The 20,596-nt window shown below is 61.7% G+C and carries 16 protein-coding genes; 4 read left to right on the top strand and 12 right to left on the bottom strand.

The genetic code is table 11. The features are described from left to right. Positions 1-21 precede the first annotated feature (21 nt). The 7 genes from RCO24_RS02900 to RCO24_RS02870 form a co-directional block, all read right to left on the bottom strand. Positions 22-327, bottom strand: a complete 306-nt coding sequence (locus RCO24_RS02900) for a PRC-barrel domain-containing protein (RefSeq protein WP_308959897.1) — start codon at positions 325-327, stop codon at positions 22-24. 348 nt (positions 328-675) lie between these two features. Next, positions 676-1,497 carry a matrixin family metalloprotease gene (locus RCO24_RS02895; RefSeq protein ID WP_308959896.1) on the bottom strand — a complete coding sequence of 274 codons (822 nt, stop codon included), beginning with the start codon at positions 1,495-1,497 and terminating at the stop codon, positions 676-678. Positions 1,498-2,158: 661 nt separating this feature from the next. Beyond that, the gene (gene otsB, locus RCO24_RS02890; RefSeq protein WP_308959895.1) at positions 2,159-2,965 is read right to left on the bottom strand and encodes a trehalose-phosphatase; all 807 of its coding nucleotides are present in this window, start codon (positions 2,963-2,965) and stop codon (positions 2,159-2,161) included. 104 nt (positions 2,966-3,069) lie between these two features. Beyond that, positions 3,070-4,227 (bottom strand): carbohydrate kinase family protein, encoded by a 1,158-nt coding sequence (locus RCO24_RS02885; RefSeq protein WP_308959894.1) that lies wholly within the window; start codon positions 4,225-4,227, stop codon positions 3,070-3,072. Continuing rightward, complete coding sequence (locus RCO24_RS02880; RefSeq protein ID WP_308959893.1) at positions 4,224-5,750, bottom strand: trehalose-6-phosphate synthase; 1,527 nt, start codon at positions 5,748-5,750, stop codon at positions 4,224-4,226. Before RCO24_RS02880 ends, RCO24_RS02885 begins: the two co-directional genes overlap by 4 nt. 61 nt (positions 5,751-5,811) lie before the next feature. Then, positions 5,812-7,644 carry a glycoside hydrolase family 15 protein gene (locus RCO24_RS02875; protein WP_308959892.1) on the bottom strand — a complete coding sequence of 611 codons (1,833 nt, stop codon included), beginning with the start codon at positions 7,642-7,644 and terminating at the stop codon, positions 5,812-5,814. Positions 7,645-7,919: 275 nt separating this feature from the next. Then, complete coding sequence (locus RCO24_RS02870) at positions 7,920-8,444, bottom strand: hypothetical protein (protein WP_308959891.1); 525 nt, start codon at positions 8,442-8,444, stop codon at positions 7,920-7,922. A gap of 80 nt (positions 8,445-8,524) precedes the next feature. Here RCO24_RS02870 and RCO24_RS02865 point away from each other — a divergent pair, with 80 nt between their 5' ends. The 3 genes from RCO24_RS02865 (at position 8,525) to RCO24_RS02855 (ending at position 11,545) form a co-directional block, all read left to right on the top strand. Continuing rightward, positions 8,525-9,574 carry a dienelactone hydrolase family protein gene (locus RCO24_RS02865; RefSeq protein ID WP_308959890.1) on the top strand — a complete coding sequence of 350 codons (1,050 nt, stop codon included), beginning with the start codon at positions 8,525-8,527 and terminating at the stop codon, positions 9,572-9,574. 165 nt (positions 9,575-9,739) lie between these two features. Further along, positions 9,740-10,804, top strand: coding sequence for a putative zinc-binding metallopeptidase (locus RCO24_RS02860; protein ID WP_308959889.1), 1,065 nt, complete (start codon positions 9,740-9,742; stop codon positions 10,802-10,804). 225 nt (positions 10,805-11,029) lie between these two features. After that, positions 11,030-11,545 (top strand): PRC-barrel domain-containing protein, encoded by a 516-nt coding sequence (locus tag RCO24_RS02855; RefSeq protein ID WP_308959888.1) that lies wholly within the window; start codon positions 11,030-11,032, stop codon positions 11,543-11,545. A gap of 82 nt (positions 11,546-11,627) precedes the next feature. Here the strand turns inward: RCO24_RS02855 and lpdA are convergent, their stop codons facing one another. Genes lpdA through aceE form a run of 3 tightly spaced genes read right to left on the bottom strand, consistent with a single transcriptional unit; the run spans position 11,628 to position 17,095 of the window. Next, positions 11,628-13,052, bottom strand: coding sequence for a dihydrolipoyl dehydrogenase (lpdA, locus tag RCO24_RS02850; protein ID WP_308959887.1), 1,425 nt, complete (start codon positions 13,050-13,052; stop codon positions 11,628-11,630). 18 nt (positions 13,053-13,070) lie between these two features. Continuing rightward, positions 13,071-14,354, bottom strand: coding sequence for a 2-oxo acid dehydrogenase subunit E2 (locus RCO24_RS02845; protein WP_308959886.1), 1,284 nt, complete (start codon positions 14,352-14,354; stop codon positions 13,071-13,073). A gap of 56 nt (positions 14,355-14,410) precedes the next feature. Beyond that, positions 14,411-17,095: a pyruvate dehydrogenase (acetyl-transferring), homodimeric type gene (aceE, locus tag RCO24_RS02840; RefSeq protein ID WP_308959885.1), complete on the bottom strand. Its 2,685-nt coding sequence runs from the start codon at positions 17,093-17,095 to the stop codon at positions 14,411-14,413. A 614-nt stretch (positions 17,096-17,709) separates the two neighbouring features. On the opposite strand from aceE, the gene RCO24_RS02835 reads away from it, so the two are divergent. After that, entirely contained in the window at positions 17,710-18,987 is a 1,278-nt protein-coding gene (locus RCO24_RS02835) for an ABC transporter substrate-binding protein (RefSeq protein ID WP_308959884.1), read from the top strand. A 15-nt stretch (positions 18,988-19,002) separates the two neighbouring features. On the opposite strand, the gene RCO24_RS02830 is transcribed toward RCO24_RS02835, so the two are convergent. Both RCO24_RS02830 and RCO24_RS02825 read right to left on the bottom strand, forming a co-directional pair. Next, on the bottom strand, positions 19,003-19,785 hold the full coding sequence (locus RCO24_RS02830) for a GntR family transcriptional regulator (protein ID WP_308959883.1): 783 nt from the start codon (positions 19,783-19,785) through the stop codon (positions 19,003-19,005). A gap of 1 nt (position 19,786) precedes the next feature. Then, entirely contained in the window at positions 19,787-20,572 is a 786-nt protein-coding gene (locus RCO24_RS02825) for a hypothetical protein (protein WP_308959882.1), read from the bottom strand. Positions 20,573-20,596 lie beyond the last annotated feature (24 nt).

The following is a 20,596-nucleotide window of genomic DNA, read 5'->3' as shown; positions in this document are numbered from 1 at the left end:
GCGGCTGCGGGCGCGGACGCTTCACTCCCGATCCTTCGAAGCGGCCGGCGGGGTGTCGGGCTCGAAGCTGGCCGCCTGCTCGATGGCATCTCGCGAAAGGGATGTCCTCACGTCGAGATGATCGGCATCGAACAGGCTGATGACGAGATGGCGCAGGCCGATTGCGACAGTTGTTTCGCCAAGGCCCAGAAACCCTCCGACGCTGACCAGAACAGCGACGACTTTCCCGTCCGCATCGATCACGATGTCTTGCACCGTGCCGATAGAATTACCGAGCGTATCGGTCATGGTGGCGCCAATGAGCTTGGTCGCGTGCCAGTCGCTCATGGACGCGGCTCCCGAGGAGGGAGCAGGAACGGCGACGGGTTCTTTCTGCTCGGATTGTTCTTTGCGGTCGGATTGCGGTTGAGGGGCCGCAGCCCGGCCGTACTGCGCATGCGAAGGCGATCCCGGCAATGCCAGTCCTGCAAGCAGGACCAGAAAAAAAGCGCGAGAAGAAAAGGCCCGGGCAGGGCGGAGCGGTATGGTCATGACTGAGCCTCCCGGCTGGCGTGAACGCAGAGAACTCGGGCGATCGCAGTTACGGGGCAAAAGCTCCGCCTCCCACATCGCTATTGGATAGGTGAGAAACGATCCGAAAAACCGATGGTTCCGGCAGGTGGGAAAACGGCGCGCTTAGCGATCAGGGCCGGCGTTCTCTCCGAGCCCGAAGGCCGAAGCTCCAGCAAGCGCCGGTGGCGGTGCGGCTTCTGCCCTGTCGGTTTCCGGAGGTTGCGACGGGCCTACGCCCTTCCGGCCATAGAGCGCGACGGCGCCGGCGATATCGCCGGCTTGCAGCCCGCGCCCTTTCTCGACATAGCGAAACGACATCAGTTGGCCTTCGGGGCTCGGGTGATCGAGGCCGATGGCATGTCCGATCTCATGGGTAACCGTGAAGCGCAGATCATAGACGTCGAGATTGCCGTTGAAGCCGATTTTCCAGGGCTTCTCGGGATTGAGACAGATGAGAGATTGGCGGATCGCGTCGGTTGCGCCGGCCTCGGGCACGTTCGTCGCGGCCCCTTTTTTATGCAGGGCGACGTTTGTAAACGCACGGCCGCGCGCTTTCGCGTCCGCTCCGATCAAAATGCCCGCTTCGGAGATTGAGCTGGTTTCCTTGAAAACGATGTTGGCCGCCTGCTCCCAGGCAGAGAACGCGGCGCGCACTTCGCTTCGGAAATCGCTCATGGCGATGCTGGAGCGGGAGAGAGCAGCCTCGGGCGGCAGCATCGCGTCGCAATTGCGGGCGCCTGGAAATTCCGATCGCTCTTTTAGGAAAGCGTAGGTGATGGTCGTGGGAAGCCCGCCAGCAGGGATCGTCCACCGCGCTTTTTGTCCGCCTATGACGAGAAGACGGAACTCGGGAACGGAGCGTGACGTTGTGTCGTCTGCGCGCGATGCGCCCGCCGCCAAAGCCACGGCGAGCAAAGTGCACCCGATAAGGACGGATCCCCTCAACGAACGACGGCTCCCTCTCATTGCCCCCAAAAGGCAGAGTGATCGCGAAGATAGTTCGATTGCGTATGCACGCTTTCTAAGACCAGCAATGCGGCAGGTCAATGTTTCGCTGCGCCGCATCAACAAGCCGATACGCGCGATACGCATCGAACGCTTGCGCAGTCGGAACCATCGGCGACGCTGAAACGTTAACCGAGTGATCACGCACGATAAAAATCGGAGATATTTGTGATGACGTATAAGGCGACGCTATGCGCAGTCGTGCTAGCTGCCGCTTCGCTTCAATTCGGAGGTGCGGCGGCCAACGCCGCACCCGTGGGAGCGATTCAGCAGGCAATAAAGGGAGATCGTGTCGAGCTTCAGCAGGTGGATTGGCGGCCCTATCGCCATTGCCATCGCAAGCATGGACGCAAGTGGTGCCACGGCGGACAGAGATATGGCTACTACGGCTATAACCCGGGCGTATCAGTCTTCATCGGGCGTCCTCGCCATCACCATCATCACCGCCACCATCATAGGCATCATCGCCGCTAACAGTGCCTAGCGGGCGTGGCGGAGCAAAGTTTAAAAGTTTACTAGCGTGACCGGAGGAAGGGTCTGACCGAGAAATCGGCTCAGGCCCTTTCTCGTTTTATTTTAGTCGCCTGAGTCAAAGTGGAGACTATGAGCGAGCGCTATCGCGAACTGGCCGATCCGCGATTTGCTCGAGCCATTCCATCACCGATCGAGGTCCGCTGAAATCCGCGACGTCCGGATTGAAATATTCGCCGGCGACTCTGAGGCCGAACCCGCGCATCTCTTCGGCGACCCCAAACGCGGCTTCGTCGCCGATATCGTCGCCGATCATGATCGGAACGCGGCCGCGAAAGGCCGGCAGCTGAGAGAGCGCGGCAAGCGCCGTTCCCTTGGACAGACCGGAGGGGATGATCTCGAACAGGCGCTTTCCCGGCAACAATTCGAAGGCGCCCGCGTGTGTCTTGAGGATATGCGCGATGGTCGCGAGAATATCGGCTTCGGCATGTGGAGCGAGACGATAGTGAATAGCGAGACCTGCGCCCTTCGGTTCCACGATCACGCCGGGAAAGCGAGGCACCAGCTTTCGGAGGCTCGCAACAACGTCGTCCGGAAGCGTGGGCGAGATCTGCTCGATGGCGCCACTGGGCGCTCGACGCAACTCCGAGCCATGAACACCGGACGCGGGTAAAACGAGGGGACGAACGATCTGATCGATATCGGAGATGAGGCGTCCCGAGATGATCGCGACGGCACCGTCGAGCCGCGTCATGAGCAGCTGAAGAAGATCGCTCAGGCCTTCGGGGATGTGAATGCTATTCGGAGTCGCCGCAAGTTCGAGCAAAGTGCCGTCGACGTCGAGAAAGAGCGCGTAGCCACGCGGGTTGCTCAGCACCGACTCCGTGCAAATATCGAGACGAGACCGATACGGCGCTATGCGTTGAGCTGCTTCCATCGCTCTTTTCTGTACCTCGTTCTGCAATTCAATCCCGGCACCAACCTGATCGGTCTTCCGCACATCGCCGGGGAATGGGACGCAGTTGTGGCCAAAAACGTGGATCATAATGGCCAGTCTATCACGTTTGGTGTTGGTTTCTTGCCGTCGAGCGCATGCGCGATCTCTCGCCTCCGCATGAGGCCTGTCTGAGTGTCCACATGCCCGAGCACGCTCGCGGCGTTGAGTGTTGCCGCGCGGATCGCGATATCGGGAGCAGCCCCTTCTGCAATATAGGCCGAGAATGTCGAGGCAAAAGCGTCTCCGGCCCCTGCCGTCCCCGCGACATGCGCGTCAGAGGCAGGGCAATAAAAGAGGCGCCCGGCAGACGCAGCAAAGGCGCCGTCGCGGCCATCTGTGATGACGGCCGTACCGACGCCGCACGCGGTCAGCGCGCGCAGGAAACCACGAACGCTTATCGTGCGGCCATGATGATGAAGCCCATTTTCGGCGAGGGGCGGAGGCCGCACCATGTGCGGAAACGCAAGCCCCGTATCGTTGTCGCAATCCCGGCCGTCGAGGATTGGGATCACCTCCAGTGCCTCGCGGCGATTGAGCGCCAGTATGCCGATGTGGGGCAGCATCGCCCGGAACGCGTCGCCATGCGCATGAAGCTGGCGCGGCCCCGGATTGGCCGCCACAAGCGCGCCCGCCTGTTTGGCCTTGGTGACGATGGTCGGAAAATAAACGGCAGCTTCATTGGAGAGGTTTGCGATGTAGACGAGGTCCACCGCAAAGGCCTCGTCATGAAAATCGCGCGGCACGAGATGCGTATTGGCGCCACGAAACGTGAACACGGCCGCGTTCCGGTCGTGAGACGACAGGAGCACGGACGCCCCGGTCGGGAGCTCCTTGTCACGCGACGCCCAGCGATGCGAGACGCTTTCGCTGTCGAGCCGGGCCAGGATCTGGTCAGCTCGGAGATCGTCACCGAGCTTGATCACGACCGAGCAATCGTGGCCCAGCCGGGCCAGCGCCACTGCCGCATTGATCGCGCCGCCTCCGCAATGGGTGGAAACTTCCAGCGCTTCGGTCTTGCGCCCCTCTTCCAGCAAAAGAAACGAGCTTTCCGCGTTGAGCAGCGACATGCGCTCTATGGCGGCGCTTTCGATGATGGCGATGGTATCGATCATCGCGCCGCCGACCGTCAGTACCCTGAGGCGCGCTTTGTCTCTCTCCGGCGACGAGGAGACAGCGCGCGCCGCTGGATTTCGTGGGGTCATTCGCCGTTGCCCGCGTGTCTCTTCCGCTGTTTCGAGGTGCCATCCTGGGCGGAGCGTGAACCCTCGGGAGGGATCCGCGTCGGCCTGCGTGCGACCGATGCGAGCTTGGCCATGGAGGCACGGATCGCGTGGGATCCGACATTAGAGACCGTCCGTTCTCGCGCGGTCGCTTCGAGCGTCGAGAGGAACGCGGAAGACCACGCCGCGCTGTCGTAAGTGCGGATCACGTCCATCAGCCGCGTATAGCGTTCGATGCGCTCCGACCGATCCATTTCGAGCGCCGTCTTGATCGCGTCCGCCATCTCCTCGACGTTGTACGGATTGACGATCAAGGCATCGACGAGTTGCTCTGCTGCTCCTGCAAATCGCGAAAGAATGGGCACGCCAGGATCTTCCGGATCTTGCGATGCCACGTATTCCTTAGAAACCAGGTTCATGCCGTCGCGCAGTGGCGTAAAAAGCCCGATGCGCGATGAGCGATAGACGTCTCGAAGCTTGTCGCGCGGCGCAGAGCGATGAATGTAGTGGATCGGTACCCAGTCGAGTTCGCCGAACATGCCGTTGATCTTGCCGGACATCTGCTCGAGCGTCTGGCGGATATCGGTATAGGCCTCGACACTTTCGCGTGTCGGTGGCGCGATTTGCGACAGCACCACCTTGCGCTGGTACTGCGGGTATTTTTCGAGAAAGCGGCCAAACGCGCTGAACTTCTGCGGCAGACCCTTCGAATAGTCGAGGCGATCGACACCGATGATGCGCTCGGCCCCTTCGATCGACTGCACAAGCGTGTCGTCGGGAACGGCATTGTGAAACACATCGGGGTCGATGCCCACTGGGAAGCGCTTGATCGAAAGCGGATGATCGAACGCACTGATGCGGCCATCCTGCAGGATGCGTCCTGAAACGCTGTCCTCGAGGAACTGGATCAGGTTCGCGACATCGGCCTGCGTTTGCAGGCCTATGAGATCGTAGGCAGCAAGCTCGCGCGCAAGCTCGCGGTGTTCCGGGATCGCGAGGAACGTCTGCGACGGCGGCACCGGAATGTGCAGATAGAACCCGATCGGATTGTCGACGCCCAAACGTCGCAATTCCGAAGCGAGCGGGATCAGGTGGTAATCGTGAACCCAGATGATGTCGTCAGGCTGGATCAGCGGACGCAGCGCGCGTGCGAAGCGCTCGTTGACACCCATGTACCGCGGATAGAAACCCGCATCGAAGCGCGCGAGATCCAGCCGGTTGTGAAACACCGGCCATAGCACGGAGTTGGAATAGCCGAGGTAATAATCCCGATGCTCGTTTTCGGTCAGAGGCAGCGTAACGATGGCGCTACGACCTTGCGACTTGAGACCTTTGATTTCGGGCACATCGGTGGAAGTTTGCTCGTCGACGACCTTCCCGTTCCAACCGAACCACAAGCCCGATCGGGCGCGCAAAAGATCAGCCACGGCCACCGCTACGCCGCCGGCCTGCGCCGCTTTGCGCAGCTCCATCACGCGATTTGATACGACAACAATACGTCTCACTAGCGCCTCCGCCCCCCGTGTCAGAGACCGAGCCGCACAGCTTTAAAATAGGTCTCTGAGATCAAACGCTTGAGGTGGCACTTGGTTCCGGCGCGGGTGCTCGCGGCCAGGCATCCGCCCAATTCCGCGACAAGTTCATGCAGGAGTTGACGATGCCGGCCATCGAATAGGTCTGCGGAAGATTACCCCACAGTTGCCCGGTGGTCGGGTGAATATCCTCCGACAGAAGGCCGAACGCATTTCGCCGCGACAAGAGATCGTCCAGCAGCTCGCGCGCCTCTGCAACCCGTCCGGCTGCCGTCAACGCATCGATGTACCAGAACTGGCAGGCGAGAAACGAAGTCTCGGGCGCGCCGAAGTCGTCGTTGGTATAGCGGAGCATGAACTTGTTGCGGCCGAGTTCTCTGCCCACGACATCGAGTGTCGCGAGGAAGCGGGGATCGCGGGCCGAGAGCAGGCCGAGCTCCGGCAGAAGCAGCACGCTGGCATCGAGTTCGTCTTGATCCAGCGCGCCGGCCAGTGCGCCTGCTTTCGCGCTCCAGGCCCGGGTTAGAATTTCCTTTCGAACCGTATCGGCCTGGCTGCGCCATTGCTCGGCATCGCCGGAAAGCCCGAGTAGGGCAGCGATGCGCGCGAGCCGGTCCAGCGAAACCCAGCACATCGTCGCGGAATGCGTGTGAATGCGCAGACGCCCGCGATATTCCCAGATTCCCGCATCGGGCTCGAGAAAGACGCTGAGCGCGTGACGGCCCAGCACTTCGAGCCGCCGGTAGAGCGCTTCGTCACCCATGCGCGGCAGCCGCTGATCGATGAACATCTGCGACACGCCGAGGATCACGCTACCGCACGAGTCGTGCTGAAGCTGCTCAGCTGCCTGATTGCCGACACGCACAGGTCCCATGCCGAGAAAGCCTGAAAGGTTTTCGGCGACGCTTTCGGTCAGCGACTGATCGTGCACGATCCCGTAGACCGGCCGCAACGCGCCTTTGCTGCCGAGCGCGACCGTCGTGATGTAGTCGAGATAGGCTTCCATCGTCTGGGTCGCGCCGAGCCGGTTCAACGCCATGATCACGAAGTAGGCGTCGCGGAGCCAACAGTAGCGATAGTCCCAGTTTCGCTGCGTATGGGGGGCCTCAGGGAGCGAGGTCGTGTGCGCGGCGACGATTGCTCCGGTTTCGTCGAACGTGCAGAGCTGCAGCGTAATGGCGGCGCGAATGACGTCCGTTTGCCAGTCGAGCGGGATGGCAAGGCCGCGCACCCAGCCGAGCCAATAGTCGCGGGTGCGTTCGAGAGCTTCGCGAGAGACGGTGTCGGCTGCGGCCTCAAGAGATTCGTCAGGGCCGAGCACGAGCGTCACTGGCCGCGCGAGGGCGAAAGATGTTTCGTGAACGATGTACGAAAGGGGGGCGTCGGTGGTGAGACGAAGCGTGATCTCGCCGCCGCTGTAGCGAATGTGATTCGAACCCACCACCTGTGCCGGACGCGGCTGACCATAATTGAACGTGGGGCGGACGCGGATTTTGATGCGGGGAAGACCGATCGGCTCGATGCGGCGAATAATCTGTGCCGGATGCAGCATGCGTTCGAAGCGTGGATAGCGTGGCGCAAAATCGATGATGCGCACACCGTTGCCTCTGTCGTCCTCGATGACCGTTTCGACGATCGCCGTGTTGCGCAGATAGGCCGAGCGCGAACGCTGCGCCCCTTCCACAACGACATCGCAAAATCCCTTTTCCTCATCGCCCGTTAGCAGACGGGAGAAAACCGGATCGCCGTCGAAGCGGGGAAAGCACCACCACACGATGCGAGCCGTGCGATCCAGAAGTGCGGCCACGCGACCATTACCGATCACCGCGAAATCGAGAGGTTGAGCAGGACGCTGTTCAGCAATCATGGCTGTCTGCTCGGAAACAGAAAACGGAATATTCAAGAGGCAAGAACCCCCATGCCTGAAGCCAGAACGAGAAGTGAGGCAAGTAGTCAGGTGAGGCCGATCAACCGGCTTCGTTGTGAAAAAGCCAAGCCAGCACGCCGAAAGTCACGATCAGCATCAAAGCCCAGATCACGGTGAGAAAAATGGCGAATTCTCCTTATCCTTTCGATTTCCTTAGAAAGGCCCGCCGCGAGCTGTACATATAAGCCCGCAGCGGAAATAACACGGCGTAGGCTCTAGTATTTCTTGCCGATCGGGGCGCGGTCTGCGCCCGACGAACCCTCGCTCGCTCCGCTGCTTGCGGAATCGTGAACAAGCCCCTTTTGGCAGCCTGAGAGAAATTCCGCGCCAGTGAGCTTCCCATCGGCGTTCGCATCGACCTTGTTGAAATCGCTCACATACATTTGCGCTTGTGCGCTGGTAAGCGATCCGCTGCCGCTCGCATCGGCGCGTCCCCAGATGTTCTGGCACTCAGCCTTGGACAATTTGACATTTGCGGCCGGAGCGATTTGGGCAAACACTGTGGCTCCGGAGGTCACAAGGAGAGCTGCTATGCCAGCGGTGCACAGCTTTTTCATTGATTGTACTCCTCTTTCCATTTCAAATGGGCGAGGCTTCGGACGGAGCGCCGCCGCCGCAACAACGCGCGGCTGAGGTGGGGGTTCCGACGCGGCATTGCGCGATGAAGCAACGCAACCAAACGTGCCGATGAAAAATGAGGCGCGCAGAAAAAAGTGTGAGCCAGGGGCGGGGACGGACAACCTAGATTTCGTCACGGACGGGGACACGGCATTTAATGATTGGGGCTTCTTGGGGCCAACGCGCCGCTGAGCGCGTCGGGATGGCAGGGATCAGAGCGCCGATTGCATCGGCGGCAACGGCACTGCTGTGTGCAATTGCTGCGGGAGCGGCCCTCGTTGCTGCTGCGCCGTGCTCGGCTGCACCCGCCGCGCGCGACGTCATTTATGGGTCCTTCGGACCGGAAGGTCCGCGTCTCCGAGAGCAGTTTTGGTTATTGCCGGGCGGAGATCCGAAAAGCCCGTTGCGCGCCACCGTATTCCGTCCCGCCGAGGAGGAAGGCGAGAGGGAGGCGCCGATCCGCCGCCCGCTGGTCGTGATCAATCACGGAACCTCGGATGCGACGCGTCTCGCCGTGGCCATGCCAGTGTACTATTGGCTCTCCCGGTGGTTCGTCGAGCGCGGCTACGTCGTGATGCTGCCGCAGCGCAGGGGACACGGCGCAACCGGAGGCGCCCTTGCGGAATCGATCGGCAGTTGTGCCGACCCCGATCATTTCCGTTCGGGCCTCGCTGCTGCCGATGACATCGAAGCCGCCACCGACTACCTGTCGCTTGAACCTTTCGTGGCGCCCGGCGAGGCGATCGTGGTCGGCATCTCATCCGGCGGATGGGCATCGCTCGCGCTCGCGTCTCGAAATCCCGCCAATGTGCGCGCCGTGATCAACATCGCGGGCGGGCGCGGCGGGCGCCCTCAGCAGAGCAATCCGGATCGTACGGTGTGCGGAGAGACGCGCCTGATCGAGGCGGCTCACGCATATGGCGCAACGGCGCATCTGCCCACCCTCTGGCTGTATGCGTCGAACGACAGCTATTTCCGTCCCGATCTGGCGCGCGGGCTCGCAACGGCGTGGCGGGATGGCGGAGGCAACGCCGAGCTGCATGTCTTTCCGGCTTACGGAGCCGATGGTCACAACCTCGCCGACGACCGTGCCGGATGGGACGTTTGGGGCGACGCAGTGGAGCGCTTCCTGGCCGCAAACCAGGGGTCTCCTGTGAGTGCACTCGAGGGGCCGTCGCCTGCGGCCGTTGCCGATCCACAGCCGGACTCTGTTGCCGCCGCGTCAGTCGAAGGTCCGGCCGCCGATCCGTGAGTAGGCCCGTTTTAGCGGCGATGGAACCAACGCTCCGCGACAACTGTTGTGCTCGGCTGTATCCCTTCCCAGGAACGCGAGTTTCAGCTCGCGAACATCAGAACGCTTAAGGTTATGGGATCGAGGCCATGAGGCCGGCCCACACGCGCCAGTTGGAGGAGACGCATGAAAAATTTCGCGTGCTCGGCCTGCGGCGTGCGTGTCTACTTCGATAACGGGTTGTGCATCGCTTGCGGTCGCAGCCTCGGCTTCGATGCGGACACGTTGTCTTTGGCGGCGCTCGAGCCCGTAGGGCAGGACGGCAGCCTCTTTCGCAAAATTCGGATCGGCCAGAGCGGCAAGGAAGCCGTCGTCGAAGTTCGCTATTGCGAAAATGCGATGCATGGCGCTTGCAACTGGCTGGTGCCGCACGATGCGCCGGGTGGGTTGTGCAAGGCCTGCGCGTGTAACCGCACCATTCCGAACCTGTCCGAGGCAGGCCGTCTCGATGCCTGGCGCGAAGTCGAGAACGCCAAAAAGCGTCTGGTGTATTCGCTATTGCGTTTCGGCCTTCCCCTCGATGGCGGCATAGAGCATAGCGGAACGCCGCTGACGTTCGATTTCATGGCGCGCGCCGTGACCGGCCATATCAACGGTGTCATCACGCTCGACGTGCTCGAGGCCGACGCAGTGGAACGCGAGCGCCGACGTCAGTTTCTGGATGAGCCCTATCGCTCTCTTCTCGGCCATCTGCGGCACGAGAGCGGGCACTACTATTGGATGCTGCTGGTTGACCGCGATGCCGTGATCGAGGAGTTCCGATCGGTGTTCGGTGATGAGCGCCAGGACTATCAGGCTGCGCTCTCGGCCTATTATACAGATGGCGCTCCGCCGAACTGGGCCGAAAACCATGTGTCGGCCTACGCCAGCGCTCACCCGTGGGAGGACTGGGCCGAAACATGGGCCCACTATCTTCATATGGTTGATGCCGTCGAAACAGCGGAAGCTGAAGGCATGGAGCCGCGCGCGGCCGGCCTCCTGTTCGGTGCAGCTTGGCCGTTCAAGAAATATGACGTTTATCAGCAGGTGAGTTTCGACTCCTTGATGGAGCGCTGGGTGCCGCTATCGCTCGCGATGAATAATATTAGCCGCAGCCTGGGCCATCACGATTTCTATCCGTTTGTGATCTCCGCGGGTGCGCGCGCGAAGCTCGCTTTGGTTCACCGCCTGGTGCGCGACGGTATTCGCTGAGCATCTGAGTTTGCCGCATGATGGCCAAAGGTGTTCTCGATACGGCGAGACAACCCGAGCCCGACAGGAACGGCGGCAGGAACCAAGAGCGCCGAGCGACGTTAGATCGCCAAGCAGGCTGAAATAGCCGGCTGCATAGCACGGACAATCTCGCTAGCGACGCAGTCAATCGGCGACGCTAGGGGCCGTGTCAGATCAATTTAAAAATACTCAAGGAGTGATCCGATGAAGTCCAAGTTGCTGCACGCAATCGCAATGCCTGTTGCGCTCTCGTTCGCGACCGCGACGGCGTTTGCGCAGAGTGTTCCGCCGCCGTCTCCGTCGGAGGCGCCAGCCGAAAAGATGGAAACAGCACCGGCGCCTGCACCCTCTCCGGCTCCGTCTGCCACTATCCCGGCACCGTCCGCGACTGTTGAAAGCACCGCCGGAACCTTCAACTCGGCGCAGGCTGCCGATGAATGGCGCTCGTCGAAGCTGATCGGGTTGACGGTCTACAACAAGGCCAACGAGAAGATTGGCGACGTGAACGATCTGATCCTTGGGCCGGACGGCAAAATCTCCAGCGCCGTGATCGGTGTGGGTGGCTTCCTCGGTATGGGCGAGAAGCTGGTTGCGGTTTCGTTCAACGATCTGCAGCTCAACCGTGACGCCGACGGCACCATGCGCGTGACCGTGAACAGCACGAAGGAGGCGCTCGAGAATGCGCCTGACTTCAAATACTATTCCAACAAAGCGAACTAACGTACGCGCTGGGTTGGAAGGAGAAAGGGAGCGAGCGATCGCTCCCTTTCTTCAATTTTGCCATGGCGGATCTGGGTATACGCTATTTCTTTGCTGGCGGCAGATCCGTGCACACACCCTCGAACACCTCGGCGGCCATGCCGACCGATTCCGAAAGTGTCGGATGAGGATGGATGGTTTTGCCGATATCCGTCGCGTCCGAACCCATCTCGATACCGAGCGCGATTTCGCTGATCAAATCTCCCGCGTGCACGCCCACGATGCCGCCGCCGATGATGCGGTGGCTCTCCGGATCGAACAGCAACTTCGTGAAACCCTCGTCTCGGGCCATCGCAATGGCGCGCCCGGACGCGGCCCACGGAAACACGGCTTTGCCGAATGGCACAGCCTCGGCCTTGAGTTCGTCTTCGGTCTTTCCGGCCCACGCGATTTCGGGGTCGGTATAGGCGACAGACGGAATTTGCTTGGCATCGAACTGAGACGGCTTGCCGGCAGCCGCCTCCGCTGCCACATGCCCCTCGTGCACGGCCTTGTGGGCGAGCATCGGTCCCTCGGCAATATCGCCGATCGCGAATATGCCGGACACGTTGGTTTGCATGCGGCGATCGACGGGGATGAAGCCGCGCGCGTCGACGGTGATCCCCGCGCGTTCCGCGCCGATGTGCTTTCCGTTCGGTGTGCGTCCGACCGCGACCAGCACGAGGTCGTAGGCTTCCGCGCCTTCCGGAGCTCCGGCGCCCTCGAAGCGAACATGGATGCCGTCTCGTTTGGCATTCGCGCCGACAGTCTTCGTCTTGAGCATGATGCGATCGAAGCGGGACGTGTTGCGCTTCTGCCAGATACGGACGAGGTCGCGATCGGCCCCTGCCATCAGTCCGTCCAGCATCTCGACGACGTCGATCCTGCTGCCGAGCGCGCTGTACACGGTCGCCATCTCGAGGCCGATGATCCCGCCGCCGATGACCAGCATGCGCTTCGGAATGACCGGCAACTCGAGCGCGCCCGTCGAATCCACGATGCGCGGGTCCTTGGGCAGGAACGGTAGGGTGACCGCCTCCGATCCCGCCGCGATGATCGCCTTCTCGAAGCGCACGACGATCGTTCCACCGGCCGCAAGCGCAACCTCGATTTCCTGCGGAGACCGGAACGCGCCGACACCCTGAACCACCTGCACCTTGCGCATCTTCGCCATGCCGGAAAGCCCGGTCGTGAGCTTGCCGACAACCTTGTTCTTGTGCGCGCGCAGAAGGTCGAGATCGATCCGTGGCTTCGCAAAGTCGACGCCATGCGCGCGAAAGGCCTCGGCCTCGGTGATCAGCTGCGCGACGTGCAGCAAGGCCTTCGAGGGAATGCAGCCCACGTTGAGGCACACGCCGCCGAGCGTCGCTTCGCGCTCGATCAGAACGGTCTTGAGCCCGAGATCAGCCGCGCGGAAGGCCGCCGAATATCCGCCTGGTCCCGATCCGAGAACGGCGACATCGCACGAGACAGTATTGGTTTCAGGCAACGGTCCCTCCAGCCGATCTTACAAAACGAGCTGCCGCACGTCTTCGAGGATTTCGGCAAGCCGCCGCGTGAAGCGCGCCGCGAGCGCCCCGTCTATGACGCGATGATCGTAGCTGACGCAAAGCGGCAGCATGAGGCGGGGCGCGAACGTCTCGCCGTTCCATTTGGGTTTCATCTCGGCCCGCACGACGCCGAGGATCGCCACTTCCGGCGCATTGACGATCGGCGTGAAGCTCGTTCCCCCAATGCCGCCGAGGCTGGAGATCGAGAACGTGCCACCCTGGATGTCGGCGGGCGCGATTTTTCCGTCGCGCATTTTCTGGGAGACGGTGCCAAGTTCCTGCGACAACTCGATGATGCCTTTGCGGTCCACGTCGCGGATGACAGGAACCACAAGCCCGTCAGGCGTATCGACGGCGATACCGAGGTGATAGTAGCGCTTGAAGATCAGCGATCCCTTGTCCGGCGAGAGCGACGCGTTGAAATCAGGATACTCCTTGAGCGCGACGACGGACGCCTTCATCAGGAAAGCAAGCAACGTGACGCGGTAGCCCTTCTCCTTGGCCGAGGCATCAAGCGTCTTGCGATAGCTTTCGAGATCCGTGATGTCGGCTTCGTCGGTATGAGTGACATGCGGAATGTTGAGCCACGCACGCGAGAGATGTGGCCCGGAGAGCCGTTTTAGCCGCGTCAGCGGCTTGGTCTCGATCGGGCCGAACTTGGAAAAATCCTGTGCTGGGATTTCCGGGATGCCGCTGCCGCCAGCCGCTCCACCACCGAGTGCACGCTTGACGTCTTCTTTCGTTATGCGGCCCTTCTCGCCGGTTCCGGTGAGCTTTGTGAGATCGATCTCGAGTTCGCGGGCGAGGCGGCGCACGGACGGGCTCGCATGCACGCCACCGAAATCCGATCCGATCGGAAGCGCGACGCGCTGCGCAACACCGCCGCTCTCCGCACCGCAGGCCGCAGGTTCAGCCGTATCGGATGTTTTCGCCGCCGTTGCGGGAGCCGCGGCTTTCGGCCCGGCCTGGCTTGCAGCATCAGGAGCGGGCGAGGTGGGCGCGGCGTCGGAGGCCAGTCGAACAATCGGCGAGCCCTCGCTGACCTTGTCGCCGACCTTGACCAGAACTTCCGCGATCTTCCCGGCCTCCGGCGCCGGAACTTCCATCGCGGCCTTGTCGCTTTCGAGCGTGATCAGCGGGTCGTCGCGGCTGATCGCATCGCCGGCCTTCACGTGCACTTCGATGATGGGCACGTTCTTGTAGTCGCCAATGTCGGGAACCTTCACGTCGATGACGGACATGTCGAGATGAGCCCTTTAGGTGTTTTCCGATCCGATGAGCGGCGCGATCCGTTTTCTCATGCGCGCGCCGGATCTTTCTTGTCGGGGTCGAGGCCATACTTCGCGATGGCTTCGACGGCTTTGGTGGAGGGAAGCTTGTTGTCGTCTGCCAAACCCTTGAGTGCGGCCACTGCCACGAAATGGCGGTCGACTTCGAAATGATGCCTGAGCTTGCGCCGGTAGTCGGAGCGCCCGAACCCATCGGTGCCGAGAACCTGATAGGGGCCGCGCACGAACGGACTGATCTGTTCGGCGAATAGCTTGACGTAGTCGGTCGAAGCCACGACCGGCGTATCGCCGCGCGAAGCGAGGCATTGCGTGACATAAGGGATCTTCGGCGTCTCTGCCGGATGCAGCATGTTCCAGCGTTCGACCTCGAGCGCCTCGCGCCGAAGCTCGGTAAAGCTTGTCACGCTCCAGATGTCGGCCGCCACGCCAAAATCCCGTTCGAGAAGCTCGGCACCGGCGATGACCTCGTTGAGGATGGCGCCGCAACCCAACAGTTGAACGCGCGGGCCTGTCGCCTCGGGCGGAGCCGCCTTGAACAGATACATGCCGCGGATGATGCCATCCTCGGATCCTTCCGGCATCGGCGGATGCTGGTAGTTCTCGTTGAGGCTGGTGATGTAGTAGAACACGTCCTCCTGCTCGTCGATCATGCGCTTGAGTCCGCGCTGGATGATGACGGCCAGCTCGTAGCCGAACGCCGGATCGTAGGAGACGCAATTCGGAATCGTGGACGACAGGATGTGGCTGTGCCCGTCCTGATGCTGCAAGCCTTCTCCGTTCAGCGTCGTGCGCCCGCTCGTGCCGCCGATCAGAAAGCCCCGCGAGCGCATGTCGCCCGCCGCCCACGCGAGATCGCCGATACGCTGGAAGCCGAACATCGAATAGTAGATGAAGAACGGCACCATCGGCACGTCGGAGGACGAATAGGAGGTGGCTGCGGCGATCCAGGACGCCATGGCGCCAGCTTCGTTGATGCCCTCTTCGAGCACCTGTCCGTTTTTGTCCTCCTTGTAGTACATGAGCTGGTCGGCATCTTCCGGCCGGTAGAGCTGCCCCACTTGGCTGTAGATGCCAAAGGTGCGGAACATGCCCTCCATGCCGAACGTCCGGCTTTCGTCAGGCACGATCGGCACGATGTGGCGGCCAAGGCCCTTGTCGCGCATCAGCTTGGTCAGGATCTGCACGAACGCCATCGTCGTCGAGATGTCGCGTCCTTCGGAACCTTTGAGCTGCGCTTCGAAAAGCGACAGAGGAGGGGCCGCGAGCTGAGACGTCGTCTTGCGCCGCCGCTGCGGCAGCGACCCGCCGAGCGCGCTACGATGCTGCTTGAGGTAGGCGATCTCCGGGCTGTCGTCCGCGAAGCGAATGAACGGCAACGTCTCCAAGGCTTCGTCCGTCAGAGTGACCTTGAACCGGTCGCGAAAGCCCTTGAGCGCATCGAGGCCCATCTTCTTCTGCTGGTGCGCGATCATCTGGCCTTCGCCGGCCGCGCCCATGCCGTAGCCCTTGACGGTCTTGGCCAGGATGACGGTCGGCTGGTTCTTGTGTGCGACGGCCGATGCATAGGCCGCATAGACCTTCCGTGGATCGTGCCCGCCGCGTGTCAGCGACCAGATCTGCTCGTCCGGCCAGTCGGCGATGAGGGCTGCCGTTTCCGGATAGCGACCGAAAAAGTTTTTGCGGATATAGGCGCCGTCCTTGGCCTTGAAGTCCTGGTACTGCCCGTCGTTGCATTCTTCCATGAGCTGGCGCAGACGCCCTGTCGTGTCGCGCGCGAGCAAGGCATCCCAATTCGAACCCCAGATGACCTTGAGCACGTTCCAGTCCGCACCGCGAAAGCCGCGTTCGAGTTCCTGGATGATCTTGCCGTTGCCGCGCACCGGCCCGTCGAGCCGCTGCAGGTTGCAGTTGATGACGAAGATTAAGTTGTCGAGCTTCTCGCGCCCTGCGAGCGAAATAGCGCCGAGACTTTCGGGCTCGTCCATTTCGCCATCGCCGCAGAAGACCCAGACATGCCGGTTGGAGGTGTCGGCCAGACCACGGTCATGCAGATACTTGAGAAAACGCGCCTGATAGATCGCCATGATCGGCCCGAGGCCCATCGAGACGGTCGGAAACTGCCAGAACTCCGGCATCAGCCAGGGATGCGGATAGGAGGAGAGTCCCTTCCCGTCCGTCTCCTGGCGGAAATTCAGGAGCTGGTCCTCGCTGAGGCGGCCTTCGAGAAAGGCGCGCGCATAGATCCCCGGCGACGAGTGACCTTGCACGAACACGAGATCGCCGCCGTGATCGGAACTCGGAGCGTGCCAGAAATGCATGAACCCCGTGTCGTAAAGCGTCGCCGCCGACTGGAAGCTGGCGATGTGTCCGCCGAGCTCGCTCGAGGCTTTGTTGGCGCGCAGGACCATCGCGAGCGCGTTCCAACGAATGGCCGAACGGATCCTGTTCTCGATCTCGCGATCGCCGGGATGCGGTTGCTCTTTATGCGGCGGGATCGTGTTGATGTAGGCGGTGTTCTGCGCGAAGGGGAGCCGGGCGCCTTGTCGCCGCGCCATGTCGACAGCGCGCCCGAGCAGAAAGTCCGCGCGCTCGCTGCCATCGAACGCCATCACCGATGATACGGCATCAACCCACTCGCGGACCTCGGGGTCCGGATCGCCGCCATCGTTGATTTCGAGAACGGTCTTGCTCATCGAGATCGGCTCCTGGCTTTCGCAGGTGCCGCGCAGGCAGCACCCCGTTCAGTGAACGACCGACGCAAACTGTAAACCATCCTTGCGACAGTCCCTATCGAACTGAAGCAGGAAAAAAGTCTTATGAGACATGTAGGAGGCGTGGAGCTGGATGTGACCGTCGAGCCGTGGAAAAGGAGCGGGCTCCATGACCAGCATCGCTCCCCCGATCCTCAAATCCGATCCTCCAAAAAGCCGCTGCGTGCGGTGAGGGCGCGGCAGTGCGGCCTCTTTCCTTTCTGCGGGTGGCGAACTAAGCCTCGGGATGTCTCCTTTAACGGAACCCTCTCCCGCAGTGTCCCCGAAACAGGGGTTCCAAGGCGGCCGGGAGACCACCCTTCCAACACAGAGTTGGCGGGGCTAGCATGCGAAAGTTGGCCTGGACGAACATCGCGCCGGATCTTATCAATTCGAGGCGGAACCCCGCCTTAAATATATGATTTGACGTGGAATTCATGACTGTTGGCTGGTTCGACAAGAAACGTCTCCGCGCTGGGCGGGAGCCGGGCGAAGGCGTTCTACGCTACCGCTGCGGTGCAACAGCCCAAATGCGGCAATGCTGGTGAAGCCAATACATGGTCGCTAGAGCGAAAAGTCCGGTTGCGTCTGCGCTGGGAGTGGCCTTGCGCAGTTTCGGTCTGGAATCGTCCAAGGTTTTGAAGATCGGCTTTCTGGCGCCTTTGACAGGCCCGCTGAAAGCGTGGTCCGCGCCCGGTCTCAATGGATGCCAGATCTGGGTCGATGCCGTGAATGCGGCGGGCGGCATCAAGGTCGGCAGTCGCCGCTACCTGGTGGAGCTCGTGCCTTACGACACGATGTACCAGCCGGAACGCGCCTTTGCCGGCGCCAAGAAGCTGATCCTCGAGGATGGCGTGAAGCTCATTCTCATGAATGGCGGCAACGACCTCACGCGCGAAGTTCGCGAGATCATCAGCAGTCACCGCATGCTGGTCGCGGGATTGCTGCCGAGCGATCTTTCACCGGACACCCCGACGCTGCTTGCGCCGAGTGAAGTTCATCCGATCTACAACGTCACCGGCGTCGAGTGGCTGAAGCGGAACAAGCCGCATTTGAAGACGGCGGCCATGTGCGGTCAGAAGGATTTGTTCGGTCTCCCGTCGATCGCGACTTATCGCGCCGCGTTCGAGGCGGCTGGCATTAATCTGGTAGCCGAGCGCTTGTTCGAGCCCGATACCACGGATTTCGGCTCCATCGTCGACGAGCTGATGGCAGGCAATCCCGACATACTCTGTTGGGACACGGCCTACGAGCCGTTCGTGCACGAGCTGACGATCGAAGCCTATAAGCGCGGGTTCAAGGGCCAACTATTGTCGTGCACGTGCGACAACTATCAGGAGCTGATCCGCCGGACGAGCCCCGAGTTCATGGAAGGCTTCGTCTTCCAGTTCCCGGATTTCGACGATCCGCGTTTGTCGGATCCGCGGGTCAACTTCCAGGACGCGAATACGTTCTACGAGGAATTCTGCCGTCGGTTTCCCGGAACCTGGAGCGCGGTGTCGTGGGAATACGCATCCACGCTCGAGCTGTGGAAGTCGGCAGTCCAGCGCGCTCGCACGTTCGAGCCGTTTTCGGTGCTCGCATTCATGAAAGTCGGCGGCATCGGCCAGCACGCCTTCGGCGAGGCGACCTGGTGGGGCAAGGAGCTTTTCGGCATCGACAACGCGCTGGTGGGGGATTGGCCAGTGGTGACCATCGTCGACGGACGCGCCCGCATCCAGGAATTCGGTTCGATCACCGCATGGTGGTCGGCGAACAGGCCCGTCCTGATCAAGCACATGCGCGCGCTAGATTTGATGTGGGACCAGCGCGAGCACCTCGCGGCTTCAACCTGAAAAATCTCGTCCCACTCAAGATTCGTAGATCATGTCCTCGTGCGTGCTCGCCACGTGCAGCTTGATGAGTTCGACGGCCGTCTCGACGTCGCGTCGTTGCAGCGCGTCGTAGAGCGAGCGTAGCAGCAGTTGGATGCTGCGAATTTTCGATGGGGTGAGCATCTGTCTGCGGCTCGCCGCCCACTGCGGCTGGCGGCGAACCTCGTATAGGATCGCGTGCATGGCGACGATGAGGGAATTGTGCGTGCCGCGCGCGATCTGCATCATGAATTCTTCTTCGAGCGAAGCGAACCGATCCGACTCGGTCACGATCGTTTCGAGCAAGGCCAGCTGGCTTGCCAGCTCTCCGAGATCGCGCGTCGACATGTAGATCGTGGCGAGCCGGACCATCTCCGGCTCCAGGATGGATTCCGCGATGTTCATGGCGAACGGCGAGGCCGTTTCCGCGAGTTGATTGATGTTGATGTTGCCGAACGCGGCCCCGGCTCCGGTAGGTTGTGCCGCGACCTGGCCTGCCGATGGCTTCCGGTAGCTGACGAACGTGCCGCTGCCGGCTCGGCGCGAAACGATCTCGTAGATCGCGAGAAATTCAAGGGACTGGCGAATGGTGGCCCGTGTGTCCTCGAATTCGGCGGCAAGCTCGCGCTCGGCCGGAATGCGCGTTCCGAATGGATATTCGCCCGAAGCGATCCGCGCGAAAATCCGCGTCGCGATCTCTTTGGCCTGCGGCGTGACCAGTGGATGCCGGGTGACGTCGTTGACCCAGGGGGCGACGTCGGGGGAGTAGGATTGTGTCATGTCATTCATGGCTCGAAACCGCAGGGCGTGAAGGGAAGGGGATGTGCTGAGCCTCAGCCGAATTGCCGGTGCCGAGGCTTGGAGTGGGTAGGATCAGTGCGACGAGCGCCGTAGCCGTTTCGAGGTCGCGGCATGCTTCGGGTAGCAGCGCCGAAAGGGCAGCCTGCCGGCTCGCGAACTCGGAAACCTTGTCGGCATAAAGCGAGAGGCCGATGTCTCCGTCGACTGTCGCCACGAAACGAGATTCGAGCAAACGCACGTCCACGCAGCGTGGTCCAAACGTCTCGGACAGCAAGTCGGTCAGAGTGCGCGCCGAGCTTTCGACGACGCGGGGTGCTGGGGAACGAGCATGCGTCAGGAGGCGATGGAAACGCGTGATGGCGAGGCAGGCCTCGCACAGCTCGGCGTATCGTTTGCGCCGCGCCTCCTGAAAGGCCGGCAGATTGCGGGACGCCAGCCTGAAGTGAAAAGACGAGCTGAGGCCAACGACCGGGAAATCGAGTGTCGGGAGTGCTGCGATGGTCTCGAGCCAGGCCTGCTCAGCTCTCTCGAAGGCCGCATCGGCGTCGCGCCTTTGACCCAGAAGAAGAAGGCCGGCACCCACGTTCGAGTGTCCGGCAGCGAGTCGCGCATCACTCTCTGATGCAGGGAACATCGTGTCGAAAGCCCGCTGCCATTGACTGGCCGCTTGGGCCGTCTCCCCACGAGCCAACCCGCCGAATCCGCTGGCCATGAGGGCCGCCCATTCGGGGTTGATTTCGCTTTTTATTTCGGAATCCAGACGCATGCCCGCTCCGGCTCCATGTCCGGT

This window comes from Hyphomicrobium sp. LHD-15 (genome assembly GCF_031157355.1).
In the GTDB taxonomy this organism is placed as follows: Bacteria; Pseudomonadota; Alphaproteobacteria; order Rhizobiales; family Hyphomicrobiaceae; genus Hyphomicrobium_C.
Note: the sequence above shows the minus strand (reverse complement) of the source record. Positions and strands in the feature narration are given on the sequence as shown.